The organism is Ketogulonicigenium robustum, from assembly GCF_002117445.1.
In the GTDB taxonomy this organism is placed as follows: Bacteria; Pseudomonadota; Alphaproteobacteria; order Rhodobacterales; family Rhodobacteraceae; genus Ketogulonicigenium; species Ketogulonicigenium robustum.
On record NZ_CP019937.1, the window covers coordinates 513,989 to 534,429 of the forward strand.

The window sequence follows — 20,441 nt, forward strand, 5'->3', positions numbered from 1 at the left end:
GCACCTTGCATTTTCCGCCTTGGTCTGCGCCTTTGGACCCAAAGCAGTACGGGGGCCGCGGCCAAGGCAATGGAAAACACTTTCTTTCAAACTCTGGCGCTGGGCTTGGCGGGCCAGCCCAATCTTGCACTGGCTTTGGCCGCACTGGGCGGGCTGTTTTTCATCTTGTTCGTTGTGGTTGCCGTGCAGTTGCGCGCCCATCGCGGCGTGGCGCAGCAGCGTCTGGCCGAGGCTGACCATCAAATTCAGATCCTGCGCGAAGGCGTCGCGCGTGGCGATAGAGCCGAGACCCTGCTGCACGAGCGCCGCGCCGAGGCCGAACGTTTGGGCCAAACCGTCGAGGCTCTGCGCGAGCGGATCGAGGCCGGGCAGGGCGAGAACCGCACCCTTGCGCAGCGCTTGGCCGCGCTGGATATGCGCCGCGCGGCGGATGGCGAACTGCTGACGGCGCGTGACGATACCATCCGCCGCCTGACCGGCCAGATCGACGGTCTGCGTGATCGCCTCGAGGAAGAACAACTGAGCCATCAGGGCCTGAAAGCCCGTATCTCGGCCCTCGAGGCCGAGCTGGAGGCTGAAATGAAAGCCGCCGAGGAGAAGATTACCCTGCTGAGCCAAGTGCGCGGCGACATGCAGGAACGCTTCCGCTTGTTGGCCGACGAGGCGCTGAGGACGCAGGGCGAGACGTTCAGCAAAGTGAATACCGAGCGGCTGGAAGCGACCCTTTCGCCCCTGAAAGAGCATGTCGGGCATTTCGAGAAAGAACTGCGCGAGGTGCATCAGGAAACGGTCAAAGACCGCGAGCGGTTGAAGGCCGAGATCGCAAACCTGACCCAGCGGTCCGAGCAAATCTCGCGCGAGGCGGTGCAGTTGACGCGCGCGCTGAAGGGCGACCGGCAGCAGCAGGGTGCGTGGGGGGAAATGATCCTCGAGGGGATACTGGAGCGGTCGGGGCTGCGCGCGGGAGAGGAATATGTCACCCAAGCCCACCGCACTGGCGTCGATGGCGAACGCCTGCGCCCCGATGTTGTGGTGAACATTCCGGGTGGCAAAAGCCTTGTGATCGATTCCAAAGTCTCGCTGAACGACTATGCTGCGTCGGTCAATGCGACCGATGACGGCGAGGCGGCCTTGTTCCGGCGTCGCCATCTGGCCGCTATTCGTAACCATATCAACGGTCTATCCGCTAAATCCTACCAGCTGGCCGAGGGGCAGTCGCTGGATTACGTGATCATGTTCGTCCCCATCGAGGGGGCCTTGTCCGAGGCGCTGCGCGAGGACGGCAAGCTGACCGAATATGCGTTGGAACGCCACATCACCATCGCCACCCCGACCACGCTGATGATGGCGCTGCGCACGGTATCGCAAGTGTGGGCGGTCGAACGGCGCAACCAGAATGCGGACGAGATCGCCCGCCGCGCAGGGCTGCTTTACGACAAGGTGGCGAATTTCGTCGCCAGCATGGAACGCGTGGGCAAAGGGATCGAGGGGGCGCAGACCGCCTATGAATCCGCTATCGGCCAGCTGTCGCGCGGGCGCGGGAACGTGCTGTCGCAGGTCGAGACGTTGAAGACGATGGGGGCCAAGACGTCAAAGGCTATCGGCCTTGATTTCGACGCGCCCGCCGACGATCAGGCCCAGCCCAGCATCGGCCGCGACGACGACTAGACGCGGCCGATCACGCTGAACACCGCGCCGTCTTGCGATGGGATCAATGTGGCACGAATACCGAAAACATCCGCCAATAGGGCGGGTTTTAGCACCTCCTGCGGTGGGCCATCGGCGCATATTGCCCCGTGTTGCAGCACGATCAGCCGGGTGCAGTAGCGCGCGGCCAGCCCCAGATCGTGCAGCGATGCTACCACAGCACGGCCCGCCTGCGCCTCCGCGGCCAGTACCTCCATCGCCTGGTATTGCGCGGCGGGGTCAAGGTTTGCAGTAGGCTCGTCAGCCAACAACAGGGGCGCGGTTTGCGCCAAGGCGCGCGCCAACAACACGCGCGCCTGTTCGCCGCCCGACAGGCTGCTGACGACGCGATCGGCCAATGGTTGCAGGTCGAGGCGGGCCATGGCGTCTAGTATCGCGCACTGGCCACTGGGCTGAAGCGCATCGTCGTATGGCATCCGCCCCAGCGCGATCAGGTTGCGCGCGGTCAGGGGCCACGCAACGGTGCGCTCTTGGGGCAGAAACGCTGCCGCGCGGGCGCGGCGCATGCTGGGCAACCGCGCCAACGACGATTGTCCGCTGCAGGGTGTCAGCCCCAGCGCCGCGCGCAGTAGCGTGGTTTTCCCCGCACCATTCGGGCCGATCAGCCCGACGCATTCACCCGACGCGACACTAAACGATACGTCGCGCAGGGCAAAGTTAGACAGGTTTTCCAGTGACAGTATCGTCATATAGCCTCGCGGCGCAGGCGCCATATCAGGTGCAGGAACAGGGGGGCGCCGATCAGCGCTGTGACGACCCCCAGCTTCAGGTCGCGCTCGGGCGCGATCAGCCGGATGGCGATGTCGGCGGCCAACAGCAGTGCCGCGCCGCCCAGTGCGCTGGCGGGTAGAAGGCGCGATGGGACGCCCCCCACGGCGCGGCGCAGCACGTGCGGCACAACCAGCCCGACGAAACCAATGGCACCCGCCACGGCAGTTGAACCGCCCACCAGCAGGGCAAGGCCGCCAATCAGCATCAGCCGCATCCGGCCCATATTGATCCCCAGCGCTGCGGCGGCATCTTCGCCCAGCGTCAGCGCATCCAGCGCGCGGGCGGTGCTGCCAACCAGCACCGCGCCACCCACCAGCAGCGGCAGCGCCATCAGAACATGGCCCATGTCGCGGTCGGCAACCGCGCCCATCAGCCAGAACATCGTCTCGTAGGCGGCATAGGGGTTGGGCGACAGGTTCAGCGCCAGCGATACGCCTGCGCCCGCGAGGGCCGAAATGGCGATACCCGCCAAAATCACCCCTAATGTCGGGCCACGCGGCCCTGCCAGCACCAGCACAAGCACCACCGAAAGCAGCGCCCCGGCCAGCGCAGCTGTAGGCAGCGCCCATAGGGCAGCGCCCGCGATGCCGGTCTGCAAGACGATAACCGCCCCCAGCGCCGCTGCCGATGATGTGCCGAGCAGCCCGGGTTCCGCCAGCGGGTTGCGCAGCCAGCCTTGCACCGCCGCCCCCGCCAAGCCGAGTGCAGCGCCGACCAGCGCTGCCAGCAGTGCGCGCGGCAGGCGAATTTCGCGCATGACCAATACCTCGGGGCCGCCCGTGCCGGTCAGCAGCGCCGTAAGGCTGTCGCCAAGGCCGATCCCTGCCGGCCCGATCAGCAGCGATGCGGCCAGTAGCAGCGCCACGAGTGTCGCCAAAGCGGTCAAAAGCCACGGATATTTCATTCTAGGGCCTCGCGTGCTGCGGCAAGACGCGCGACCGCGCGCGCCACCATCACTGTGCCGCAGGCCCATTCGTTCCCCGCAAGGCCGGCGCCAGCGCGCCCTGCCAGCGCGGGGTGGCGCAGTAACTCCTCGGCGCGCGAGGCACCGGGGTAGGGCGTGGGGGTGATGATCATTTCGGGCGCCAGCATGACCAGCTTTTCTAGCGCGAGGGTTCCGCTGAAAGCCAGCACATCATTGGCCGCATTGGTCAAGCCAGCCGCGCGCAAAAGGGCATCGGGCAGGCCGGTGCCCGCGCTGGCAAAGCCGTTCGGGCCATAGATAACCGCGGTCACCTTGCGATGCGCGGGCGGTATTTCGGCCAAGCTGGCGCCAAACCCTGCGATAAGGCGCTCGGCCACGTCGGGCTGGCCCAGCAGTTCGCCCATGCGGCGCGTGTTCGCGCGAATGTCGTCGAAGCTGTCTTCGGGCGGGAATTGTTCAACGCGCAGGCCCAAGCGGCGCAGCAACCCAACCGTTACTGGCGAGGTATAGGCGCTGGCCAGCACCAGATCGGGTTGCAGGCGAAAGACCTCCTCGGCGCTGCCGTGGTTGACGGGATAGGCCATAGCCGCCTCGGCGAGGGGCGAGACTTGTGCGTCGCGTGCGACCGCCGACAGCGACACAATTTGCCCCGGCGCGGCCAGTTGCAGCGCCAGCTGGTCGGTACACAGGTTGATCGAGACGACCCGCGCCGGTGGGGGCGGGTCGCCTGCTTGGGCGGTGCTGGCGCAAACCAGCAGCGCGCCCAGCACTTTAGAAATCCGCGCCAAGGCCGACAAAGACCGAACGCCCTGCGGTGCCATACCCCGAGACCAGCTGGTAATCGGCGTCAAACAGGTTCTCGATGCGGAAGCGCCCTTGCAGGCTTTCGGTGAAGTCATGCGTCACGGCCAGATTCGCCACGGTGTAATCGGGCAGGGTGGCACGGTCGGCGGCGTGTTTCACGTCGAAACGCGCCACGGTTGCATCGCCCAATTGCGCGGCTAGGCCCAGCAGATACGCGTCGCCGACCACGTTGGCAGACATCGGCGTGCTTTGGGTGCGCGTGTAAGATGCGGTCGCGCGCAGCCAAGCGGTCAGGGCGACCTCGCCCTCGATCACAGCGCCTTGGCGGTGGGTAGTGCCTGCGACCTGCTGGTAGCTGCCACCGACCCAATCGATCAGGTCGTCAATCTTCAGGTCAAACCAGGTTGCGCGCACGAAGCCGTCGGCGGGCAGCGCGTATTCGACGCTGAATTCCGACGACTGCGATGTTTCGGGGCGCAAGCCCGCGTTGCCGTAGGGCCCGAACAGCTCATAGCCCGACGGCGCGCGGAATCCGTTGCCGACCTGTCCGCGCAGTGTCCAATCACGGCTGGCGCGCCACACAGCCGCCAAACGCGCGCTGTCATAGCTTCCGAATGCCGAATGGTCGTCGTGGCGGATCGAGGCGCTGAGGTCAAAATCTGGGCGCAGCGCGAAGGTGCCTTCGGCAAAGACGCCGGTGATGGTGTTCTTGCCGTTGCTGGCGCCGTACATGCCCGACTCGTCATAAACCTCGCGCGTGGTGTCTGCGCCGAAGGTCAGGCCGGTCGTCTCCGACAGTGCCGTGGTCGCCAGCCAGCTCAGCTTGTTGCGCGTGCCGGTGTAGTGGGTCGAGCCATAGGCCTCGTCATAATCGCGCTCGATGCCGTAGTGGCTGATCGCCACTGTGTGGCGCAGGCCCGCAGCGTCGAAATCGGCATAAAGGCGCACGCCTGTACTGTCGCTGCGCGATGTATTGTCGGCGTCCGCGCCGAAATCGTCATAGTCGGCATGGGCGCGTGCGGCGAAACCCGCGCCGCCGATGACCGCTCCGTTGTCCAGCGTATAGGCGAGGTTGAAGCCAAGGCGAGTTGCATCAGCGGCGTCATCCTCGGCCCCGCCAGCGACGGCGGAAATGCCATCGGTTGCCAGCGTCGACAGCGTGGCCGTAGCCGACAAGTGATCGTCCAGATGCGCCACGCCAAAGCTGAGGGCGCGGGTGTTACGGCTGCCATATTCTGCATCGGCACGATAGTGCGTGCCGCTTTGGGTTGCGGTGGCGGACGTGATGTTGATGGCACCGCCCACGGCGCGCGCACCATAGATGGCCGACTGGCTTCCCGGCAGAACCTCTATCCGCTGCAGGCCGCCGGTTGTCAGCGTCGCAAAATCGAACGCGACTTGCCCCATCGAGGGGTCGGTCACGTCGATCCCGTCAATAAAAACCGGGACGTAGTTTTGCGACGCACCGCGCAGGGTGAAGCCGCTGGTTTGGCCGTAGCCGCCGCTTTGCGTCAGATTAAAGCCCGGAAGCCCCTGCAGCAGCGTCGACAACGCGGTCTGGCCGCCGCTGTCGGCGTCTTCGATAACCTCGGCAACGACGCCGGTGCGGTTGGCCGCAATCGGAGCGAGGCCAGCCGAAATCACGATCGGCCCTAGCGTGCGGCTGGGCACCGGTTGGGTCGATTGCGCAAATGCGGTGCTGGCCGTCGCGGTCAGCGCAAGGGTGGAAAGTGTGGTCAGGGCGCGAAATGTCATGCCCGGCCTCCTGTCATGGCGGCGTGCCGCCTGTAGAAACATGCCGGTGTCAGCCGGCGGTGAACGTCACCGCTGGGATGGCGCAGCTGCGCCGCCGTCCGATACGCGCCCCGCGACCGGATTGGGTGATCCACCTATGGCAGGTCTCCTGGCTTTGCGGGTCTTTGCGGGGCACCGGCCTTCCCAGGATGGCCCCAGTGGCATGTTCGGGCCTCGCTCGCCGCTTACAGTTGCGGGGGCAGCCGCGGATTTGCACCGCATTCCCTGTTCGGCCGCGTGTGCGGGCACCAAGGTTCCCCCTGATGCGTCGGGCGCTGGGCGGTGTCAACAAAATGAAACCGCCCCCGGCGGGTTGCCGGGGGCGGTGTGGTCTTCTTGCTGCAATCTGCCCTTAGGCTTGCAGCGCGCGGACGGTGATCTCGCCTTCCTCGCGGGCCTGAATGGCCTGCGCGGCCGCATTTGCACCCGCAGCGGTGGTGAAATACGGGATCTTGTCGTTCAGCGCGACGGCGCGGATCTGGCGGCTGTCCGAGATCGTCTGCGTGTTGTCGGTCGTGTTCAGCACCAGCGCGATCAGGCCATCCTTCAGGCGATCGACAATGGTCAGGCCACCTTCATACACCTTGTTCACAACGCCAGCTTCGACGCCGTTCTGGGCCAGCCACGCCTGCGTGCCGCGCGTCGCCAAGATCTTGAATCCAAGCTTGGTCAGGATTTGCGCCGTTTCCAGCATGACCGGGCCCTTGTCGCTGTCCTTGATCGAGATGAACACCGTGCCCGATTTCGGCAGGTCGGTGCCCGCGCCCATCTGCGCCTTCAGGAAGGCGCGGGCGAAGCTGCGGTCCCAGCCCATGACCTCGCCGGTCGAGCGCATTTCCGGCCCCAGCAGCGTGTCGACACCGGGGAAGCGGGCGAAGGGCAGCACGGCTTCCTTCACCGAATACCACGGCATGTTCGGGTCGGCCAAGGTCAGCGGGTCGGCGTAGGGCAGCGGCGTGTCGTAATCGGCCGACTTTTCATAAGGGGCGCGCAGCGGGAAGTTGTCCAGCTTTTCGCCCGCCATCAGACGCGCTGCGATGGATGCGATGGCGCTGTCGGTTGCCTTGGCGACGAAGGGCACCGTGCGGCTGGCGCGCGGGTTCACTTCCAGCAGGTAGATCACGCCATCTTTCACCGCGAACTGCACGTTCATCAGGCCGACGACGTTCAGCGCCAGCGCCAGCTTTTCGGTCTGCACGCGGATCTCGGCCACGATTTCGTCGCTGAGGGTGTGCGGCGGCAGGCAGCAAGCGCTGTCGCCCGAGTGGACGCCAGCTTCTTCGATGTGCTGCATGATGCCCGCAACGTGGACGCGGGTACCATCGCACAGGGCGTCCACGTCAACCTCGGTCGCGCCGGCCAGATAGCTGTCCAGCAGGACAGGGCTGTCGCCCGAAACCTGCACCGCCACGCGGATGTAGCGGTTCAGCTGGTCCATGTCGCGGACGATTTCCATCGCGCGGCCACCCAGCACGTAGGACGGGCGGATCACCAGCGGGAATCCAATACGGCCCGCAATCTCAAGGGCTTCTGCATCAGAGTGGGCGATGCCGTTGATCGGCTGTTTCAGGCCCAGATCTTCGACCAGCTTCTGGAACCGCTCGCGGTCTTCGGCCAAGTCGATGGCATCGGGTGTGGTGCCGAGGATCGGAATACCGGCCGCTTCCAGCTGGTTCGCCAGTTTCAGCGGGGTCTGGCCGCCGAACTGCACGATCACGCCATGCAGGGTACCGTTTTCTTGCTCGACACGCAGGATTTCCATGACGCTTTCGAACGTCAGCGGCTCGAAATACAGGCGGTCCGATGTGTCGTAGTCGGTCGACACGGTCTCGGGGTTGCAGTTGATCATGATGGTCTCGTAGCCGACCTTCGACAGCGAGAAACAGGCATGGCAGCAGCAGTAGTCGAATTCGATGCCTTGGCCGATACGGTTCGGGCCACCGCCAAGGATCACGACCTTCTTGCGGTCGGACGGACGGGCCTCGTCCTCGACCTCGCCCATGACGGGCATTTCATAGGTCGAATACATGTAGGGGGTCTGGGCTTCGAATTCGGCGGCGCAGGTGTCGATGCGCTTGAACACGGCGGTGACGCCCAGATTCAGGCGGGCGCGGCGTACGTTGTCTTCGTCGCGGCCGGTCAGCTTGGCCAGACGCGCATCAGAGAAGCCGAGCATTTTCAGCTCGCGCAGGCCGGTTTCGGTCACGGGCAGGCCGTCACGCTTCACGCCGGCTTCGGCATCCACGATCTCGCGGATACGGTCAAGGAACCACGGATCAAAGCTGGTGACGGCGTTGATTTCGTCGTTCGTCAGGCCTTCGCGCATCGCTTGGGCGATGGTGCGCAGACGGTCGGGAGTGGCTTTGGCCAGCGCGGCGACGATGGCCGACTTTTCGGGCGCGCCAGGGATGGCGATCTCGTCGAAACCGGTCAGGCCGGTCTCAAGGCTCGCCAGCGCCTTTTGCATCGATTCATGGAAGGTGCGGCCGATGGCCATCGCTTCGCCGACCGACTTCATCGCGGTGGTCAAGTTCGGCTCGGACCCAGGGAATTTTTCGAATGCAAAGCGCGGGATTTTGGTGACGACATAGTCGATGGTCGGCTCGAACGAGGCGGGCGTGACCTTGGTGATGTCGTTGTCCAGCTCGTCCAGCGTGTAGCCGACGGCCAGCTTGGCCGCGATTTTCGCAATCGGGAAGCCGGTGGCCTTGGAGGCAAGCGCCGACGAGCGCGACACGCGCGGGTTCATCTCGATCACGACCATGCGGCCGTCTGCGGGGTTCACGGCCCATTGCACGTTCGACCCGCCGGTTTCGACGCCGATTTCGCGCAGAACGGCGATGCTGCCGTTACGCATAATTTGGTATTCTTTGTCGGTCAGCGTCAGGGCAGGGGCCACGGTGATACTGTCGCCGGTGTGGACGCCCATCGGATCGACGTTTTCAATCGAGCAGACGATGATGGCGTTATCCGCTTTGTCGCGGACCACTTCCATCTCGTATTCTTTCCAGCCCAGCAGCGATTCATCGACCAGAATTTGGCCAACGGGCGAGGCATCCATGCCGGTGTGGCAGTAGTGCTCGTATTCTTCGCGGTTATAAGCCACGCCGCCGCCGGTGCCGCCCAAGGTGAAGGCGGGGCGGATAATGGCGGGCAGGCCGATCTCGTCCAGTGCATCCAGTGCGATCTGAACGCCGGCCTTCAGGTCTTTGCGGCCATCTTTGCCGGTGGGGGCGGTGACGATGGTAGCTTTGGGGTTTTCCAGACCGATGCGATCCATCGCCTCGCGGAAGAGGGCGCGGTCTTCGGCCATCTCGATCGCGTCGCGGTTCGCACCGATCAGCTGCACGTTGAATTTTTCCAGCACGCCCATGTCGGCCAGCTTAAGCGCGGTGTTCAGGCCGGTTTGGCCGCCCATGGTGGGCAGCAGCGCGTCGGGACGCTCTTTCTCGATGATCTTGGCGACGACTTCGGGGGTGATCGGCTCGATGTAAGTCGCGTCGGCCATTTCCGGGTCGGTCATGATCGTCGCGGGGTTCGAGTTGACCAGAACGACGCGGTAGCCTTCCTCGCGCAGGGCCTTGCAGGCCTGTGCGCCCGAATAGTCAAACTCGCAGGCCTGACCGATGACGATAGGCCCTGCACCAATGATCATGATAGACTTGATGTCGGTTCTCTTCGGCATTGCGTTCCCCTCGGCAGCTTGCGGATTAGATTCGTGATGAAAGCCGCCCGTCTTTGCCAGAGGGCAGCCAAATTGTCCTGCCTTATAGACAGCGCGCCGCCCCGCGCAACCCCGAACCCGCCTGATTCATGCTGAATCTGCCCCGCGGGGGGATTCCATTGTTGATGTGGTGGCCCGTTTCCTGTATGGCGCGCCCATCCGAGGAGGGGAATGTCCCCTTAAAAGACCGGCGGAGACAACCGCATGGCCAGAAAACACACCGTAAAGGATAGACTGATTTATGTGCGCTAAAACCACCATGGACGAATTCGAAGCCCTTCTGCAGGAGAGCTTTGAGATTGACACCCCCCAAGAGGGCACGGTTGTCAAAGGTAAGGTCATTGCTATTGAAGCTGGCCAAGCCATCATCGACGTCGGCTACAAAATGGAAGGCCGCGTTGACCTGAAAGAATTCGCTAACCCCGGCGAAGCTCCCTCGATCAAGGTTGGTGACGAAGTCGAAGTTTACCTTCGCGCCGCCGAGAACGCCCGTGGCGAAGCTGTCATCTCGCGCGAGATGGCCCGCCGCGAAGAAGCATGGGATCGTCTGGAAAAAGCATACGCTTCGGAAGAGCGCGTCGAAGGCGCCATCTTCGGTCGCGTCAAGGGCGGCTTTACTGTCGATCTGGGCGGCGCTGTTGCGTTCCTGCCGGGCAGCCAAGTCGACGTGCGCCCCGTGCGCGACGCTGGCCCGCTGATGGGTCTGAAGCAGCCGTTCCAAATCCTGAAAATGGACCGTCGTCGTGGCAACATCGTTGTCTCGCGTCGTGCAATTCTGGAAGAATCGCGTGCTGAACAGCGTGCCGAAGTCATCGGCAACCTGACCGAAGGCCAAGTGGTCGACGGCGTTGTCAAGAACATCACCGAATACGGTGCGTTCGTTGACCTGGGCGGCGTTGACGGCCTGCTGCACGTGACCGACATGGCATGGCGCCGTGTGAACCACCCGTCGGAAATCCTGTCGATCGGCGAGACCATCAAGGTCCAAGTCATCAAGATCAACAAGGAAACGCACCGCATCAGCCTCGGCATGAAGCAGCTGCAAGACGATCCGTGGCACTCGGTTGAAACCAAGTATCCGCTGGAATCGGTCCACACCGGCCGCGTCACCAACATCACCGAGTACGGCGCATTCGTTGAGCTGGAACCCGGCGTTGAAGGTCTTGTCCACGTCTCGGAAATGAGCTGGACCAAGAAGAACGTACACCCCGGCAAGATCGTTTCGACCTCGCAAGAAGTCGAAGTCATGGTTCTGGAAATCGACAGCGCCAAGCGCCGCGTTTCGCTGGGCCTCAAGCAGACCCAACGCAACCCGTGGGAAGTGTTCGCTGAAACGCACCCCGAGGGCACCGCTGTTGAAGGCGAAGTCAAGAACATCACCGAATTCGGTCTGTTCATTGGCCTGCCGGGCGACATCGATGGCATGGTTCACCTGTCGGACCTGACATGGGAAGGCCGTGGCGAAGACGTGATCGGCGACTACCGCAAGGGCGACGTCGTGAAGGCCAAGGTTCTGGAAGTCGACGTCGAGAAGGAGCGCATCTCGCTCTCGATCAAGGCGCTGGACGAAGACCCCTTTGCTGATGCCGTTGACGGCGTGAAGCGTGGTACGGTCATCACCGTCGAGGTCACCAAGATCGAAGACGGCGGCATCGAAGTCGAATACGAAGGCATGAAGTCGTTCATCCGTCGTTCGGACCTGTCGCGTGACCGCGCTGACCAACGCCCCGAGCGTTTCTCGGTTGGCGACAAGGTCGACGTTCGCGTGACCAACATCGACCCCAAGACCCGCAAGCTGGGTCTGTCGATCAAGGCCCGCGAGATCGCAGAAGAGAAGGAAGCCGTCGAACAATACGGTTCGTCCGACTCGGGCGCGAGCCTCGGCGACATTCTGGGCGCTGCCCTGAAGGTGTCGGCTAACGACTAATCAGCCCCGCTGAGCAGGATATTGCCCCACGCCCGAAAGGGCGTGGGGTTTTCTTTTTTTGCAAGTCATTGAATCTTTGCCAAAGACAGTGAACTACTGCACAATAGCCCGATAAGGTCGTTTCCCGCCCGCCGGGCGTCTCGGTGAATTTTTCGAGGGAGAGTCCCAGCCAATGATTCGTTCTGAACTGATCCAAAAGATCGCGGATGAGAATCCGCACCTCTACCACCGCGATGTCGAAGCGATCGTAAACACGATCTTTGACGAAATTACCGCCGCACTCGCCAAGGGAAACCGCGTCGAACTGCGTGGTTTCGGGGCATTTTCGGTCAAGGAACGCGATTCGCGTACCGGTCGCAATCCGCGCACGGGCGAACCTGTCGATGTCGAAGAAAAGCGCGTGCCTTTCTTCAAGACAGGCAAGTTGCTGCGTGACCGGTTGAACGGTAAATAGCACCCGTGATGCGCTTTATCCGCCTTGTCTTCTGGCTGGTGGTTGCTGGCTGTCTGGTTGTTCTGGGTCTGGCCAATCGGGGCAGCGTGACCTTGCACGCGATCCCTGCGGGGCTGGCACAGGCACTGGGTATGCAGCCTACTATTCAGGTGCCGCTTTTTGTCGCTATTTTTATCGGTGTCGGCGTTGGCTTGCTGGTGGGGTTTTTGTGGGAATGGATCCGCGAATACCCTGTGCGGGCGGCTGTCGCCAAGCACCGGCAAGAATTGAACGCACTGGGCGACGAGGTGCAACGCCTGCGCCGCGATAATGCGTCGGGGCAGGGTGATGCCGAAATTCTGGCGTTGCTGGGGGCAGGCAAGTCGAAGTAATGCGGCCGCTGGTTAAAATATGCGGACTGCGCACCGACGCAGACCTGCAATCGGTTGCCGATGCTGGTGCACATTATGGTGGCTTGGTGTTCTTTCCAAAATCGCCGCGTGCGGTTGATTTGGACACGGCAGCGGCCCTGCGCGCGCCAGACGCGTTGAAGCTGGTCGCGCTAGTAGTCGATGCTGATGACGCGCTGCTGGATGCCATCATTGCGCGCATAGGCGTGCAAATGCTTCAGCTGCACGGCCACGAGACGCCCGAACGCGTCGCTGCCGTGCGTCAGCGCTATGGGTTGCCCATAATGAAGGCGATCAGTGTTGCGACCCGCGATGATTTGCCTGCTATTGCGACCTACGAAGCGGTAGCTGACCAAATTTTGTTGGACGCGAAGGCCCCCAAAGGCGCGATTTTGCCCGGCGGCAACGGCGTCGCATTCGATTGGACCCTGCTGCAAGGCCGCGTCTGGTCCAAGCCATGGATGCTGGCGGGCGGTCTGACCCCTGAAAACGTAGCCGAGGGGATGCGCCTGACGGGCGCGGCGCAGGTTGATGTGTCTTCGGGCGTTGAAAGCGCGCCGGGTGTGAAAGACCCCGCGCTGATTCGTGCCTTTGCGGCGGCTGCGGGGCTGTGACGCGAACAGCTCGGCTTTACCGTCTCGCCCAATGGATATAAACGCGATCTAACCTGACAGAAGAGGCGCGCGATGGCTTATACCCTCATCAATAGTTATACGTCCGGGCCCGATGCAGACGGGCGCTTTGGCGATTTCGGCGGGCGGTTCGTGTCCGAAACGCTGATGCCGGTGGTTCTGGCCCTGCAAGCCGAATACGAAAAAGCCAAGACCGACCCGACCTTCTGGGCCGAGATGGATGACCTGTGGCGCAACTATGTCGGTCGCCCCAGCCCGCTGTATTACGCCGAGCGTTTGTCGACAGCACTGGGCGGCGCCAAGATTTATATGAAGCGCGAGGACCTGAACCACACCGGTGCGCACAAGATCAACAACGTGCTGGGCCAGATCATTCTGGCGCGCCGCATGGGCAAGACGCGCATTATCGCCGAGACAGGCGCGGGGCAGCACGGGGTGGCAACCGCCACGGTCTGCGCCAAGTTCGGCCTGAAGTGCATCGTTTATATGGGCGCGACCGATGTCGAGCGGCAGGCCCCCAACGTGTTCCGCATGAAGCTGCTGGGCGCGGAAGTGATTCCCGTGAAATCGGGGCGTGGCACGCTGAAGGACGCCATGAACGACGCGATGCGCGACTGGGTCACCAATGTCGCCGACACCTTCTATTGCATCGGCACCGTTGCCGGCCCGCACCCCTATCCCGCCATGGTGCGCGATTTCCAGGCCGTTATCGGCAAAGAAACCCGCGAGCAGATCCTGCAGCACGAGGGCCGCTTGCCCGACACGCTGATCGCCGCCGTTGGCGGGGGGTCGAACGCTATGGGGCTGTTCTATCCCTTTTTGAACGACGATTCGGTCAATATCGTGGGCGTCGAGGCCGGCGGTCACGGCGTGGACGAGCGAATGGAACACTGCGCCAGCTTGACAGGCGGCCGCCCCGGCGTGCTGCACGGCAACCGCACCTTCCTGTTGCAGGATGAAGACGGCCAAATCCTCGAAGGCCACTCGATCTCGGCGGGCCTCGACTATCCGGGTATCGGGCCTGAACACGCTTGGCTGCATTCGATCGGGCGCGTGAAATACGAATCGATCACGGACCTCGAGGCGCTGGATGCGTTCCAGAAGTGCTGCGAATACGAAGGGATCATTCCCGCCCTCGAATCATCGCATGCGCTGGCGCAAGCGATGAAGATGGCGCCAACGCTGCCGAAAGATCATGTCATCGTCATGAACCTGTCGGGACGGGGCGATAAAGACATCTTCACCGTCGCCCGCCACCTAGGGGTCGAGCTGCAGGGTTAATCGCGCCCGAATTTCTGCGCTAGTTTCTGAAGGGGGGAGAGGGTTTCTTCCCCCTTTTTCACGTCTGCCGCGGGCTTTTCAGGCTTGGGCTGCGGCTTTGCCTTGGGCATCAGGGCGGGGTTGCCTCCAGATGAACGCGGCGGATTTAGGCGCAGGTTCACGGCGTTCAGGAACTTGATCTGATCGCCCCCCGCCAGTGCCGCAGCGCCGTCGGAAATACCGCGCAGCATATCATCCAGCCAGTCTTGGTCGGCCTTGGCAAAATCGTGCAACACATAGGATGCCACTGCATCCTTGTGACCCGGGTGGCCGACGCCCATGCGGACGCGGTGGTAGGCCTCGCCAATATGGGCGTGGATCGACCGCAGGCCGTTGTGGCCCGCATGACCGCCCGCTGTTTTGGTTTTCAGGCGGCCGGGGGCCAAGTCTAATTCGTCGTGGAACACCACCACATCGTCAGGCGTCAATTTGTGAAAACGCATGGCTTCGCCCACCGACTGGCCCGACAGGTTCATGAAGGTCTCGGGCTTCAGCAGCAGCACTTTCTCGCCCCCCAGCACGCCTTCGGCAACAAGGCCCTGAAAGCGGCTGCGAAAGGGCGTGAACCCATGGTCGGCGGCAATGCGATCCAGCGCCATGAAGCCGATATTGTGGCGATTTCCGGCATATTTCGCGCCGGGGTTTCCAAGACCTACGAACAGTTTCATATCGGGTTCCTTGATTGCCGCCCCTACAAATGAAAACGGGGGCCAGCGGCCCCCGTCAACACGTCAAAGGCGTAAGCCTTATTCGTCAGCGCCCGGAACATAGCCCGAGGGGGCCGAGATGTTCGCGATGGCGAAGTTACGCTCGGTCGTCGGCTTGACGCCTGCGGGCAGGGTCACGTCAGCGATGTGGATCACGTCGCCGATGTTGCGGCCGGTCAGGTCGACGGTCACGAATTCGGGGATGTCGCTGGCCAGAACGTTCAGTTCGATTTCCGAACGGACGTGGACAACGGTACCGCCGCGCTTCACGCCGGGGGCAGCATCTTCGTTCACGAAGTGAACGGGGATGTGCAGGTTGACGCGGGTGGTTGCAGCCAGACGCATAAAGTCGACGTGGGTCGGCAGGTCTTTTACGACGTGGCGCTGCACGCCACGGCAAACGACGCGCTCGGTCTTGCCGTCAACGTTCAGGTCGATCAGGGTCGACAGGAAGCCGCCCTGTTTCAGCGTCTTCAGCAGGACGTTGAACGATACGTTGATGGCGACAGGCTCTTGGCCCGCACCGTAGATGACGCCCGGGACTTGCCCATCACGACGTGCCTGACGAGCGGCCCCCTTGCCTGTCCCCGTACGCGCGGTCGCGTTCAGTTCAATGGTCTTTGCCATTTGAAACTCCGTTAAATGAGGGGCCTTCCTCCAAGGGTGTAAGGCCCGATGAGGCCTTGCCCCTAACCCAAAAAGTGACGGAAGGAAAGGGCGTCAGGTCCAATTCCCCTCGAAATCCTTGGGCACCAGCAGAACATCGCGGTTCAGGTCGCGCACATCGCGTTTGCCGACCAGCGCCATGGTGGTATCCAGTTCCTTGCGGATGATATCCAGCGCCATCGTCACGCCGTCTTGGCCGTACGCGCCCAAGCCGTAAATGTACGACCGGCCGATCATCGTCGCTTTGGCCCCCAGCGCCAGCGCCTTCAGCACGTCTTGCCCCGAACGGATGCCGGAATCCAGCCAGACCTCGGTCCGGTCACCAACGGCCCGCACGATCGAGGGAAGCATGCGAACCGACGAAAGCGCGCCATCCAGCTGCCGCCCGCCGTGGTTCGACACGACGATGGCGTCGGCCCCCGCATCGGCCGCCATGACAGCGTCTTCGGGGTCGAGGATACCTTTCAGAATCAGCTTCCCGCCCCATTTTTCGCGGATGCGGGCGATCTTGGCCCAATCCAACTGCGGGTCGAATTGCTCGGCCGTCCACGATGACAGCGACGACAGGTTGCCGACGCTGGGGGCGTGCCCGACGATGTTACGGAACGTGCGGCGGGGGGTACGGGCCATTTCGCTGCACCAGCGCCAGCGCAGGGCCAGGTCGGCCAGCGTTTTCAAGGTGGGCTTTGGCGGGGTGGACAGCCCGTTCTTCAGGTCTTTGTGGCGCTGGCCCAGCACCTGCAGATCCAGCGTCAGCACCAGCGCCGAAACGCCTGCATTCTTGGCGCGTTGAATGATATTGTCGACGAATTCATTGTCGCGCATCACGTAGAGCTGGAACCAGAACGGGTCCTTAGTGTGTTCACGCACATCCTCGATCGAGCAGATCGACATCGTCGACAGCGTGAAGGGAACGCCGAATTTCGCGGCGGCGCGGGCGGCCTTGATCTCGCCATCGGGCGATTGCATGCCGGTCGACCCGACGGGCGAAAGGCCCACGGGCATGGCTACCTCTTGCCCCAGCATGGTCGATTTCACGCTGCGGTTTGACATATCGACGGCCACGCGCTGGCGCAGGCGGATCTCGGCGAAATCGGTGGTATTGTCGCGGAAGGTCTGTTCCGTCCAGCTGCCTGACTGGCAATAGTCATAGAACATCTTGGGGGTGCGCCGTTTATAGACGCGCCGCAGATCCTCGATTGTCGTCATCACAGCCATAGTCACTCCCCCCTCCCAAGGGTTGCCTTAGGCGCTGTGTGCGCCCGCGGCCAAGGTTGAAACAAAGTCCAAAACCTGCGGCACGCTGTCGCCCGCGCCAATCCGCGATACGATGGCCGACCCGATTACGCAGCCATCGGCGATGCCCGCAATATCGCGCGCCGCCTCGGGCGAGCGGATGCCGAAGCCGACGATCACCGGCAGATCGGTGGCGGCTTTGATCCGTGCAACCTCGGGGCCGACGGTGCCAGCGTTTGCGGCCGCCGATCCGGTGATGCCGTTGACCGAGACATAGTAGACGAAGCCCGAGGTGTTTTGCAGCACGGTAGGCAGGCGCGCGTCATCGGTCGTCGGCGTAGCGAGGCGGATGAAGTTGATGCCGTAGTCCTTCGCGGGAATGCACAGCTCGCTGTCTTCCTCGGGCGGCAGGTCGACGACGATCAGCCCGTCGATGCCCGCATCCTGCGCGTCTTGCAGAAACTTATGCACGCCGCGCGAATAGATCGGGTTGTAATAGCCCATCATCACCACGGGGGTGGTGTTGTCGGTCTTGCGCAGCTCGCGCACGATCTGCAGCGTCTTTTCCAGCGTCTGGCCGCCGTCCAACGCGCGTTGGCCCGCATGTTGAATCGTCGGGCCGTCGGCCATCGGGTCGGTAAAGGGCATGCCCAGTTCGATAATGTCGACACCTGCCGCCGGCAGGCCCTTCACAATCGCGACCGAGGTTTCATAGTCGGGGTCACCCGCCATCACATAAGAGACAAAGGCCTTGCGCCCTTCGGCGCGAAGTTGGGCGAATTTGGCATCGATGCGCGACATGAGGATCCCCGTTTCAACTGGGTCAGGTTTGTGCGAAGCAAACCGGAATTGCAATGGGGAGTTGCCCGAAATGGACCTGACGCTGACCCTGACCGAGACGCCTGATGCCGGGCTGCGCGCGGCGCTGGGGGAAAAACTGGCCGCCTTCAACACCGCGGATGTCGGCCCCACCGACCGGCGCGAATTGGTGATCTTCGCCCAAGATGCAGACGGCGCGCTGCGCGCGGGCCTGTCGGGTTATACCGCGTGGGGGTGGCTATATACCCAGTGGCTGTGGATGGATGAAACCCAGCGCGGGCAAGGTTTGGCGGGCCGCCTGTTGGCCATGGCCGAGGCCGAGGCGCGCAGCCGTGGCTGCCATGGCGCCTATATCGACACCTTCAGCCCGCACGGGCTGAAGGCTTATCTGCGCGCGGGCTATACCGTGTTCGGGGAACTGCCCGATTTCCCGGTGGGCCGCACGCGCAGCTTTTTACGCAAGGCGCTTTAGCCTGCCAGCTTGCCGCCGGTCAGCGGTTCCGGCGCGCCTGTCGTGGTCGGGAAGCTGATCGGCAGGCCGCGCAAGACGCGGACGGCCAAAAAGGCAAAGCATTCGGCCTCGACCGCGTCGCCGCGCCAGCCCAGATCCTCGGCCGGGCGGGCGGTGACGCCTGCGCGATCCGCGATCATCCGCATAAGCGTCGGGTTATGACGCCCCCCGCCCGAGACGAACAGCGTGTTCGGGCGGTGTGGCAGCAGATCCAGCGCCTTGCCCACCGCGCCTGCGGTAAAGGCGGTCAGAGTCGCGGCTCCGTCCTCTAGCGACAGACCCGTGGCCATATCGGCGGTAAAGTCGAACCGGTCGAGCGATTTGGGGTAGGCTTTGGTCAGGTAGGGGTGTTGCAGCAAAGTGGCCAAGCGATCTTCGTCGACCGTACCTGCCGCGCCAAGTGCACCGCCCAAATCCATGTCGCCCGCGCCGTGCAGCTTTACCCAATCGTTCAGCGGGGCGTTCGCGGGGCCGGTATCAAAGCCGATGACCTGATCTTGGCCGTCGGTCCAGGTGACGTTCGCAACGCCGCCAAGGTTCAGGATCGCGGCGGCGTCCTGCGTGCCTGCGCCGCGCAGCAGGGCCGCGTGGTAAGAACAGGCCAGCGGCGCGCCTTGGCCGCCAAATTCCATGTCGCGGCTGCGGAAATCATAGGCGACGCGGGTGCCGGTAATCTGCGCCATCAGTGCGCCGTTGCCCAGCTGGCGGGTTTGGCCGTGGCGGTCAGGGGTCGGTGCGCGATGCAGCACCGACTGGCCGTGAAAGCCGATGATGCCGATCTGATCCATGCCAAGGCCAGCCTCGGCCACCAGATCCATCACCGCCTGCGACTGGGCACGGGTCAGGACGTCCTCAGCCTCGGCAAAAATCGCAGGCTCGGGGCCGTCAAAGTTCCACACGCGGGCCTGCGCCAGCGTTTCTTCCAGCAGGTCGCGCGTCGCGCGCGGGTAGGGCGCGAGCGTGTAAGCGCCGAATTCGCTGATCGTCTCGCCATCGGTGCGCAGCAACGCGACGTCGATGTTGCCGTCCAGCACGGTGCCGGTCATCAGCCCAACGGCCCAGATTGGTTCAGCCATTGATAATATCCCCAACTTGTTGACGCAGCGTGAAAATGCCGCTGTCGAAATGGCGCGTCGGATGGACGCGATTGGTCAGCAGCGTCCACGCATGGCCGCGTTCGAAATCGACCCACAGGCCGGTGCCCGTAAACCCGGTGTGCCCGATAGTATCGGCGCTGCATTTGCTGCCGCCCGACCACCCATCATAGGGGTTTTCCCAGCCGTGGGTGCGGTGGCCAGCCACGACGGTGCGCATCAGGCGAACGTCGGCATCATCTTGGCGGGCCAGCAGGTCGGCGGCAAAGCCCAGCACGGATTCAACCGTGCCGAACAGCCCCGCGTGGCCCGACCCCTCGAGCGCCCAGCAATTTTCATCGTGCACTTCGCCCACCAGAACGCGCTGGCGCAGCGAGCAGTATTCGGTCGCAGCGGCATGGGCGGGGTCTGCAAAGAAGGCGAAACCCGCCCCCGCATCCATCGCGCGGATGGGTTTGCGCGCGATGCGTTCCAGCGCGATGCCCAGCAGGATGTAGTTGATGTCGGAATAGACCGGCGTGTCCAGCTTGCGCCATTCGCGCTGCAGCACAAAGGCGCGCAGGCGCTCGGGCTCGTTACCATAGGTATAGATCGGCTCGACCGCGGGAAAGGCGGTGGCGTGGCCAAGGCACTGGCGGAAGGTCACCTGCCGTTCCCAGCAGTTCGGGTCGTACTGGCGAAAATCGGGGATGATGCTGGTGATGGGCGCATCCAGATCGATCATCCCCTCGACCGCCAGCTGCAAAATGCGCGACGTTGTGAAGATCACCTTGCTGACCGAGGCCAGATCGAACCACGTGCCCGTCGTCATCGGTCGCACGTCTGGCACGGTCTGGGCGTTGCCGATCGCGCGGAACTCGCGGGTGCCGTCACGCGTGACCAACCCCAGCACGGCGCCCGGTATGCGCCCGGTGCCGATATGGGCGCTGACCGCCGCGAATGCTTCATCGAAATGCGACAT

18 protein-coding genes and 1 riboswitch are annotated in these 20,441 nt (G+C 63.3%); of the genes, 7 read left to right on the forward strand and 11 right to left on the reverse strand.

Annotation, left to right across the window (positions count from 1 at the left end):
• Positions 1–69 precede the first annotated feature (69 nt).
• The gene (locus BVG79_RS02600) at positions 70–1,668 is read left to right on the forward strand and encodes a DNA recombination protein RmuC (RefSeq protein ID WP_085785501.1); all 1,599 of its coding nucleotides are present in this window, start codon (positions 70–72) and stop codon (positions 1,666–1,668) included.
• Here BVG79_RS02600 and BVG79_RS02605 read toward each other — a convergent pair.
• The 5 genes from BVG79_RS02605 to carB form a co-directional block, all read right to left on the reverse strand.
• Positions 1,665–2,396: an ABC transporter ATP-binding protein gene (locus tag BVG79_RS02605; RefSeq protein WP_085785502.1), complete on the reverse strand. Its 732-nt coding sequence runs from the start codon at positions 2,394–2,396 to the stop codon at positions 1,665–1,667. The genes BVG79_RS02600 and BVG79_RS02605 overlap by 4 nt on opposite strands.
• Positions 2,393–3,382, reverse strand: a complete 990-nt coding sequence (locus BVG79_RS02610) for a FecCD family ABC transporter permease (protein ID WP_085785503.1) — start codon at positions 3,380–3,382, stop codon at positions 2,393–2,395. Before BVG79_RS02610 ends, BVG79_RS02605 begins: the two co-directional genes overlap by 4 nt.
• The gene (locus tag BVG79_RS02615) at positions 3,379–4,224 is read right to left on the reverse strand and encodes an ABC transporter substrate-binding protein (RefSeq protein ID WP_085785504.1); all 846 of its coding nucleotides are present in this window, start codon (positions 4,222–4,224) and stop codon (positions 3,379–3,381) included. The genes BVG79_RS02610 and BVG79_RS02615 overlap by 4 nt, the downstream gene beginning before the upstream one ends.
• On the reverse strand, positions 4,175–5,962 hold the full coding sequence (locus BVG79_RS02620; protein WP_085785505.1) for a TonB-dependent receptor plug domain-containing protein: 1,788 nt from the start codon (positions 5,960–5,962) through the stop codon (positions 4,175–4,177). The genes BVG79_RS02615 and BVG79_RS02620 overlap by 50 nt, the downstream gene beginning before the upstream one ends.
• Before the next feature lie 120 nt (positions 5,963–6,082).
• A riboswitch (cobalamin riboswitch) is annotated at positions 6,083–6,269 on the reverse strand.
• Positions 6,270–6,353: 84 nt separating this feature from the next.
• Positions 6,354–9,686, reverse strand: coding sequence for a carbamoyl-phosphate synthase large subunit (gene carB / locus BVG79_RS02625; protein WP_085785506.1), 3,333 nt, complete (start codon positions 9,684–9,686; stop codon positions 6,354–6,356).
• A gap of 298 nt (positions 9,687–9,984) precedes the next feature.
• Here carB and rpsA point away from each other — a divergent pair, with 298 nt between their 5' ends.
• The 5 genes from rpsA to trpB all read left to right on the forward strand — a co-directional run bounded on the left by rpsA (position 9,985) and on the right by trpB (position 14,408).
• Positions 9,985–11,652: a 30S ribosomal protein S1 gene (gene rpsA / locus BVG79_RS02630; protein WP_418268949.1), complete on the forward strand. Its 1,668-nt coding sequence runs from the start codon at positions 9,985–9,987 to the stop codon at positions 11,650–11,652.
• Between the two features lie 172 nt (positions 11,653–11,824).
• Positions 11,825–12,106: an integration host factor subunit beta gene (gene ihfB / locus BVG79_RS02635; protein WP_085785508.1), complete on the forward strand. Its 282-nt coding sequence runs from the start codon at positions 11,825–11,827 to the stop codon at positions 12,104–12,106.
• Between the two features lie 8 nt (positions 12,107–12,114).
• Complete coding sequence (locus BVG79_RS02640) at positions 12,115–12,477, forward strand: LapA family protein (RefSeq protein ID WP_085785509.1); 363 nt, start codon at positions 12,115–12,117, stop codon at positions 12,475–12,477.
• A complete protein-coding gene (locus BVG79_RS02645) occupies positions 12,477–13,109 on the forward strand; it encodes a phosphoribosylanthranilate isomerase (protein ID WP_085785510.1) in 633 nt (210 codons plus the stop codon). The genes BVG79_RS02640 and BVG79_RS02645 overlap by 1 nt, the downstream gene beginning before the upstream one ends.
• Before the next feature lie 72 nt (positions 13,110–13,181).
• On the forward strand, positions 13,182–14,408 hold the full coding sequence (gene trpB / locus BVG79_RS02650) for a tryptophan synthase subunit beta (protein WP_085785511.1): 1,227 nt from the start codon (positions 13,182–13,184) through the stop codon (positions 14,406–14,408).
• Here trpB and pth read toward each other — a convergent pair.
• The 4 genes from pth to trpA all read right to left on the reverse strand — a co-directional run bounded on the left by pth (position 14,405) and on the right by trpA (position 17,857).
• A complete protein-coding gene (gene pth / locus BVG79_RS02655) occupies positions 14,405–15,115 on the reverse strand; it encodes an aminoacyl-tRNA hydrolase (protein WP_085785512.1) in 711 nt (236 codons plus the stop codon). The two genes, trpB and pth, sit on opposite strands and share 4 nt — an antisense overlap.
• Before the next feature lie 78 nt (positions 15,116–15,193).
• A complete protein-coding gene (locus BVG79_RS02660) occupies positions 15,194–15,781 on the reverse strand; it encodes a 50S ribosomal protein L25/general stress protein Ctc (RefSeq protein WP_085785513.1) in 588 nt (195 codons plus the stop codon).
• Between the two features lie 93 nt (positions 15,782–15,874).
• Positions 15,875–17,038 carry an alpha-hydroxy acid oxidase gene (locus BVG79_RS02665; protein WP_085785514.1) on the reverse strand — a complete coding sequence of 388 codons (1,164 nt, stop codon included), beginning with the start codon at positions 17,036–17,038 and terminating at the stop codon, positions 15,875–15,877.
• 27 nt (positions 17,039–17,065) lie between these two features.
• Positions 17,066–17,857: a tryptophan synthase subunit alpha gene (trpA, locus tag BVG79_RS02670; protein ID WP_085785515.1), complete on the reverse strand. Its 792-nt coding sequence runs from the start codon at positions 17,855–17,857 to the stop codon at positions 17,066–17,068.
• Between the two features lie 70 nt (positions 17,858–17,927).
• Between trpA and BVG79_RS02675 the strand changes: the two genes are divergently transcribed.
• The gene (locus BVG79_RS02675) at positions 17,928–18,347 is read left to right on the forward strand and encodes a GNAT family N-acetyltransferase (protein ID WP_085785516.1); all 420 of its coding nucleotides are present in this window, start codon (positions 17,928–17,930) and stop codon (positions 18,345–18,347) included.
• On the opposite strand, the gene BVG79_RS02680 is transcribed toward BVG79_RS02675, so the two are convergent.
• Together BVG79_RS02680 and BVG79_RS02685 are read right to left on the reverse strand one after the other, a co-directional pair.
• Positions 18,344–19,462, reverse strand: coding sequence for an anhydro-N-acetylmuramic acid kinase (locus tag BVG79_RS02680; protein WP_085785517.1), 1,119 nt, complete (start codon positions 19,460–19,462; stop codon positions 18,344–18,346). The two genes, BVG79_RS02675 and BVG79_RS02680, sit on opposite strands and share 4 nt — an antisense overlap.
• A complete protein-coding gene (locus BVG79_RS02685) occupies positions 19,455–20,441 on the reverse strand; it encodes a serine hydrolase domain-containing protein (RefSeq protein WP_085785518.1) in 987 nt (328 codons plus the stop codon). The genes BVG79_RS02680 and BVG79_RS02685 overlap by 8 nt, the downstream gene beginning before the upstream one ends.

Bases quoted from the DNA above. Each gene is read 5' to 3' on its own strand.
- BVG79_RS02600 (WP_085785501.1), top strand. From the start codon at position 70: ATGGAAAACACTTTCTTTCAAACTCTGGCGCTGGGCTTGGCGGGCCAG.
- BVG79_RS02605 (WP_085785502.1), bottom strand. From the start codon at position 2,396: ATGACGATACTGTCACTGGAAAACCTGTCTAACTTTGCCCTGCGCGAC.
- BVG79_RS02610 (WP_085785503.1), bottom strand. From the start codon at position 3,382: ATGAAATATCCGTGGCTTTTGACCGCTTTGGCGACACTCGTGGCGCTG.
- BVG79_RS02615 (WP_085785504.1), bottom strand. From the start codon at position 4,224: ATGGCACCGCAGGGCGTTCGGTCTTTGTCGGCCTTGGCGCGGATTTCT.
- BVG79_RS02620 (WP_085785505.1), bottom strand. From the start codon at position 5,962: ATGACATTTCGCGCCCTGACCACACTTTCCACCCTTGCGCTGACCGCG.
- carB (WP_085785506.1), bottom strand. From the start codon at position 9,686: ATGCCGAAGAGAACCGACATCAAGTCTATCATGATCATTGGTGCAGGG.
- rpsA (WP_418268949.1), top strand. From the start codon at position 9,985: ATGGACGAATTCGAAGCCCTTCTGCAGGAGAGCTTTGAGATTGACACC.
- ihfB (WP_085785508.1), top strand. From the start codon at position 11,825: ATGATTCGTTCTGAACTGATCCAAAAGATCGCGGATGAGAATCCGCAC.
- BVG79_RS02640 (WP_085785509.1), top strand. From the start codon at position 12,115: ATGCGCTTTATCCGCCTTGTCTTCTGGCTGGTGGTTGCTGGCTGTCTG.
- BVG79_RS02645 (WP_085785510.1), top strand. From the start codon at position 12,477: ATGCGGCCGCTGGTTAAAATATGCGGACTGCGCACCGACGCAGACCTG.
- trpB (WP_085785511.1), top strand. From the start codon at position 13,182: ATGGCTTATACCCTCATCAATAGTTATACGTCCGGGCCCGATGCAGAC.
- pth (WP_085785512.1), bottom strand. From the start codon at position 15,115: ATGAAACTGTTCGTAGGTCTTGGAAACCCCGGCGCGAAATATGCCGGA.
- BVG79_RS02660 (WP_085785513.1), bottom strand. From the start codon at position 15,781: ATGGCAAAGACCATTGAACTGAACGCGACCGCGCGTACGGGGACAGGC.
- BVG79_RS02665 (WP_085785514.1), bottom strand. From the start codon at position 17,038: ATGGCTGTGATGACGACAATCGAGGATCTGCGGCGCGTCTATAAACGG.
- trpA (WP_085785515.1), bottom strand. From the start codon at position 17,857: ATGTCGCGCATCGATGCCAAATTCGCCCAACTTCGCGCCGAAGGGCGC.
- BVG79_RS02675 (WP_085785516.1), top strand. From the start codon at position 17,928: ATGGACCTGACGCTGACCCTGACCGAGACGCCTGATGCCGGGCTGCGC.
- BVG79_RS02680 (WP_085785517.1), bottom strand. From the start codon at position 19,462: ATGGCTGAACCAATCTGGGCCGTTGGGCTGATGACCGGCACCGTGCTG.
- BVG79_RS02685 (WP_085785518.1), bottom strand. From the start codon at position 20,441: ATGTCGCATTTCGATGAAGCATTCGCGGCGGTCAGCGCCCATATCGGC.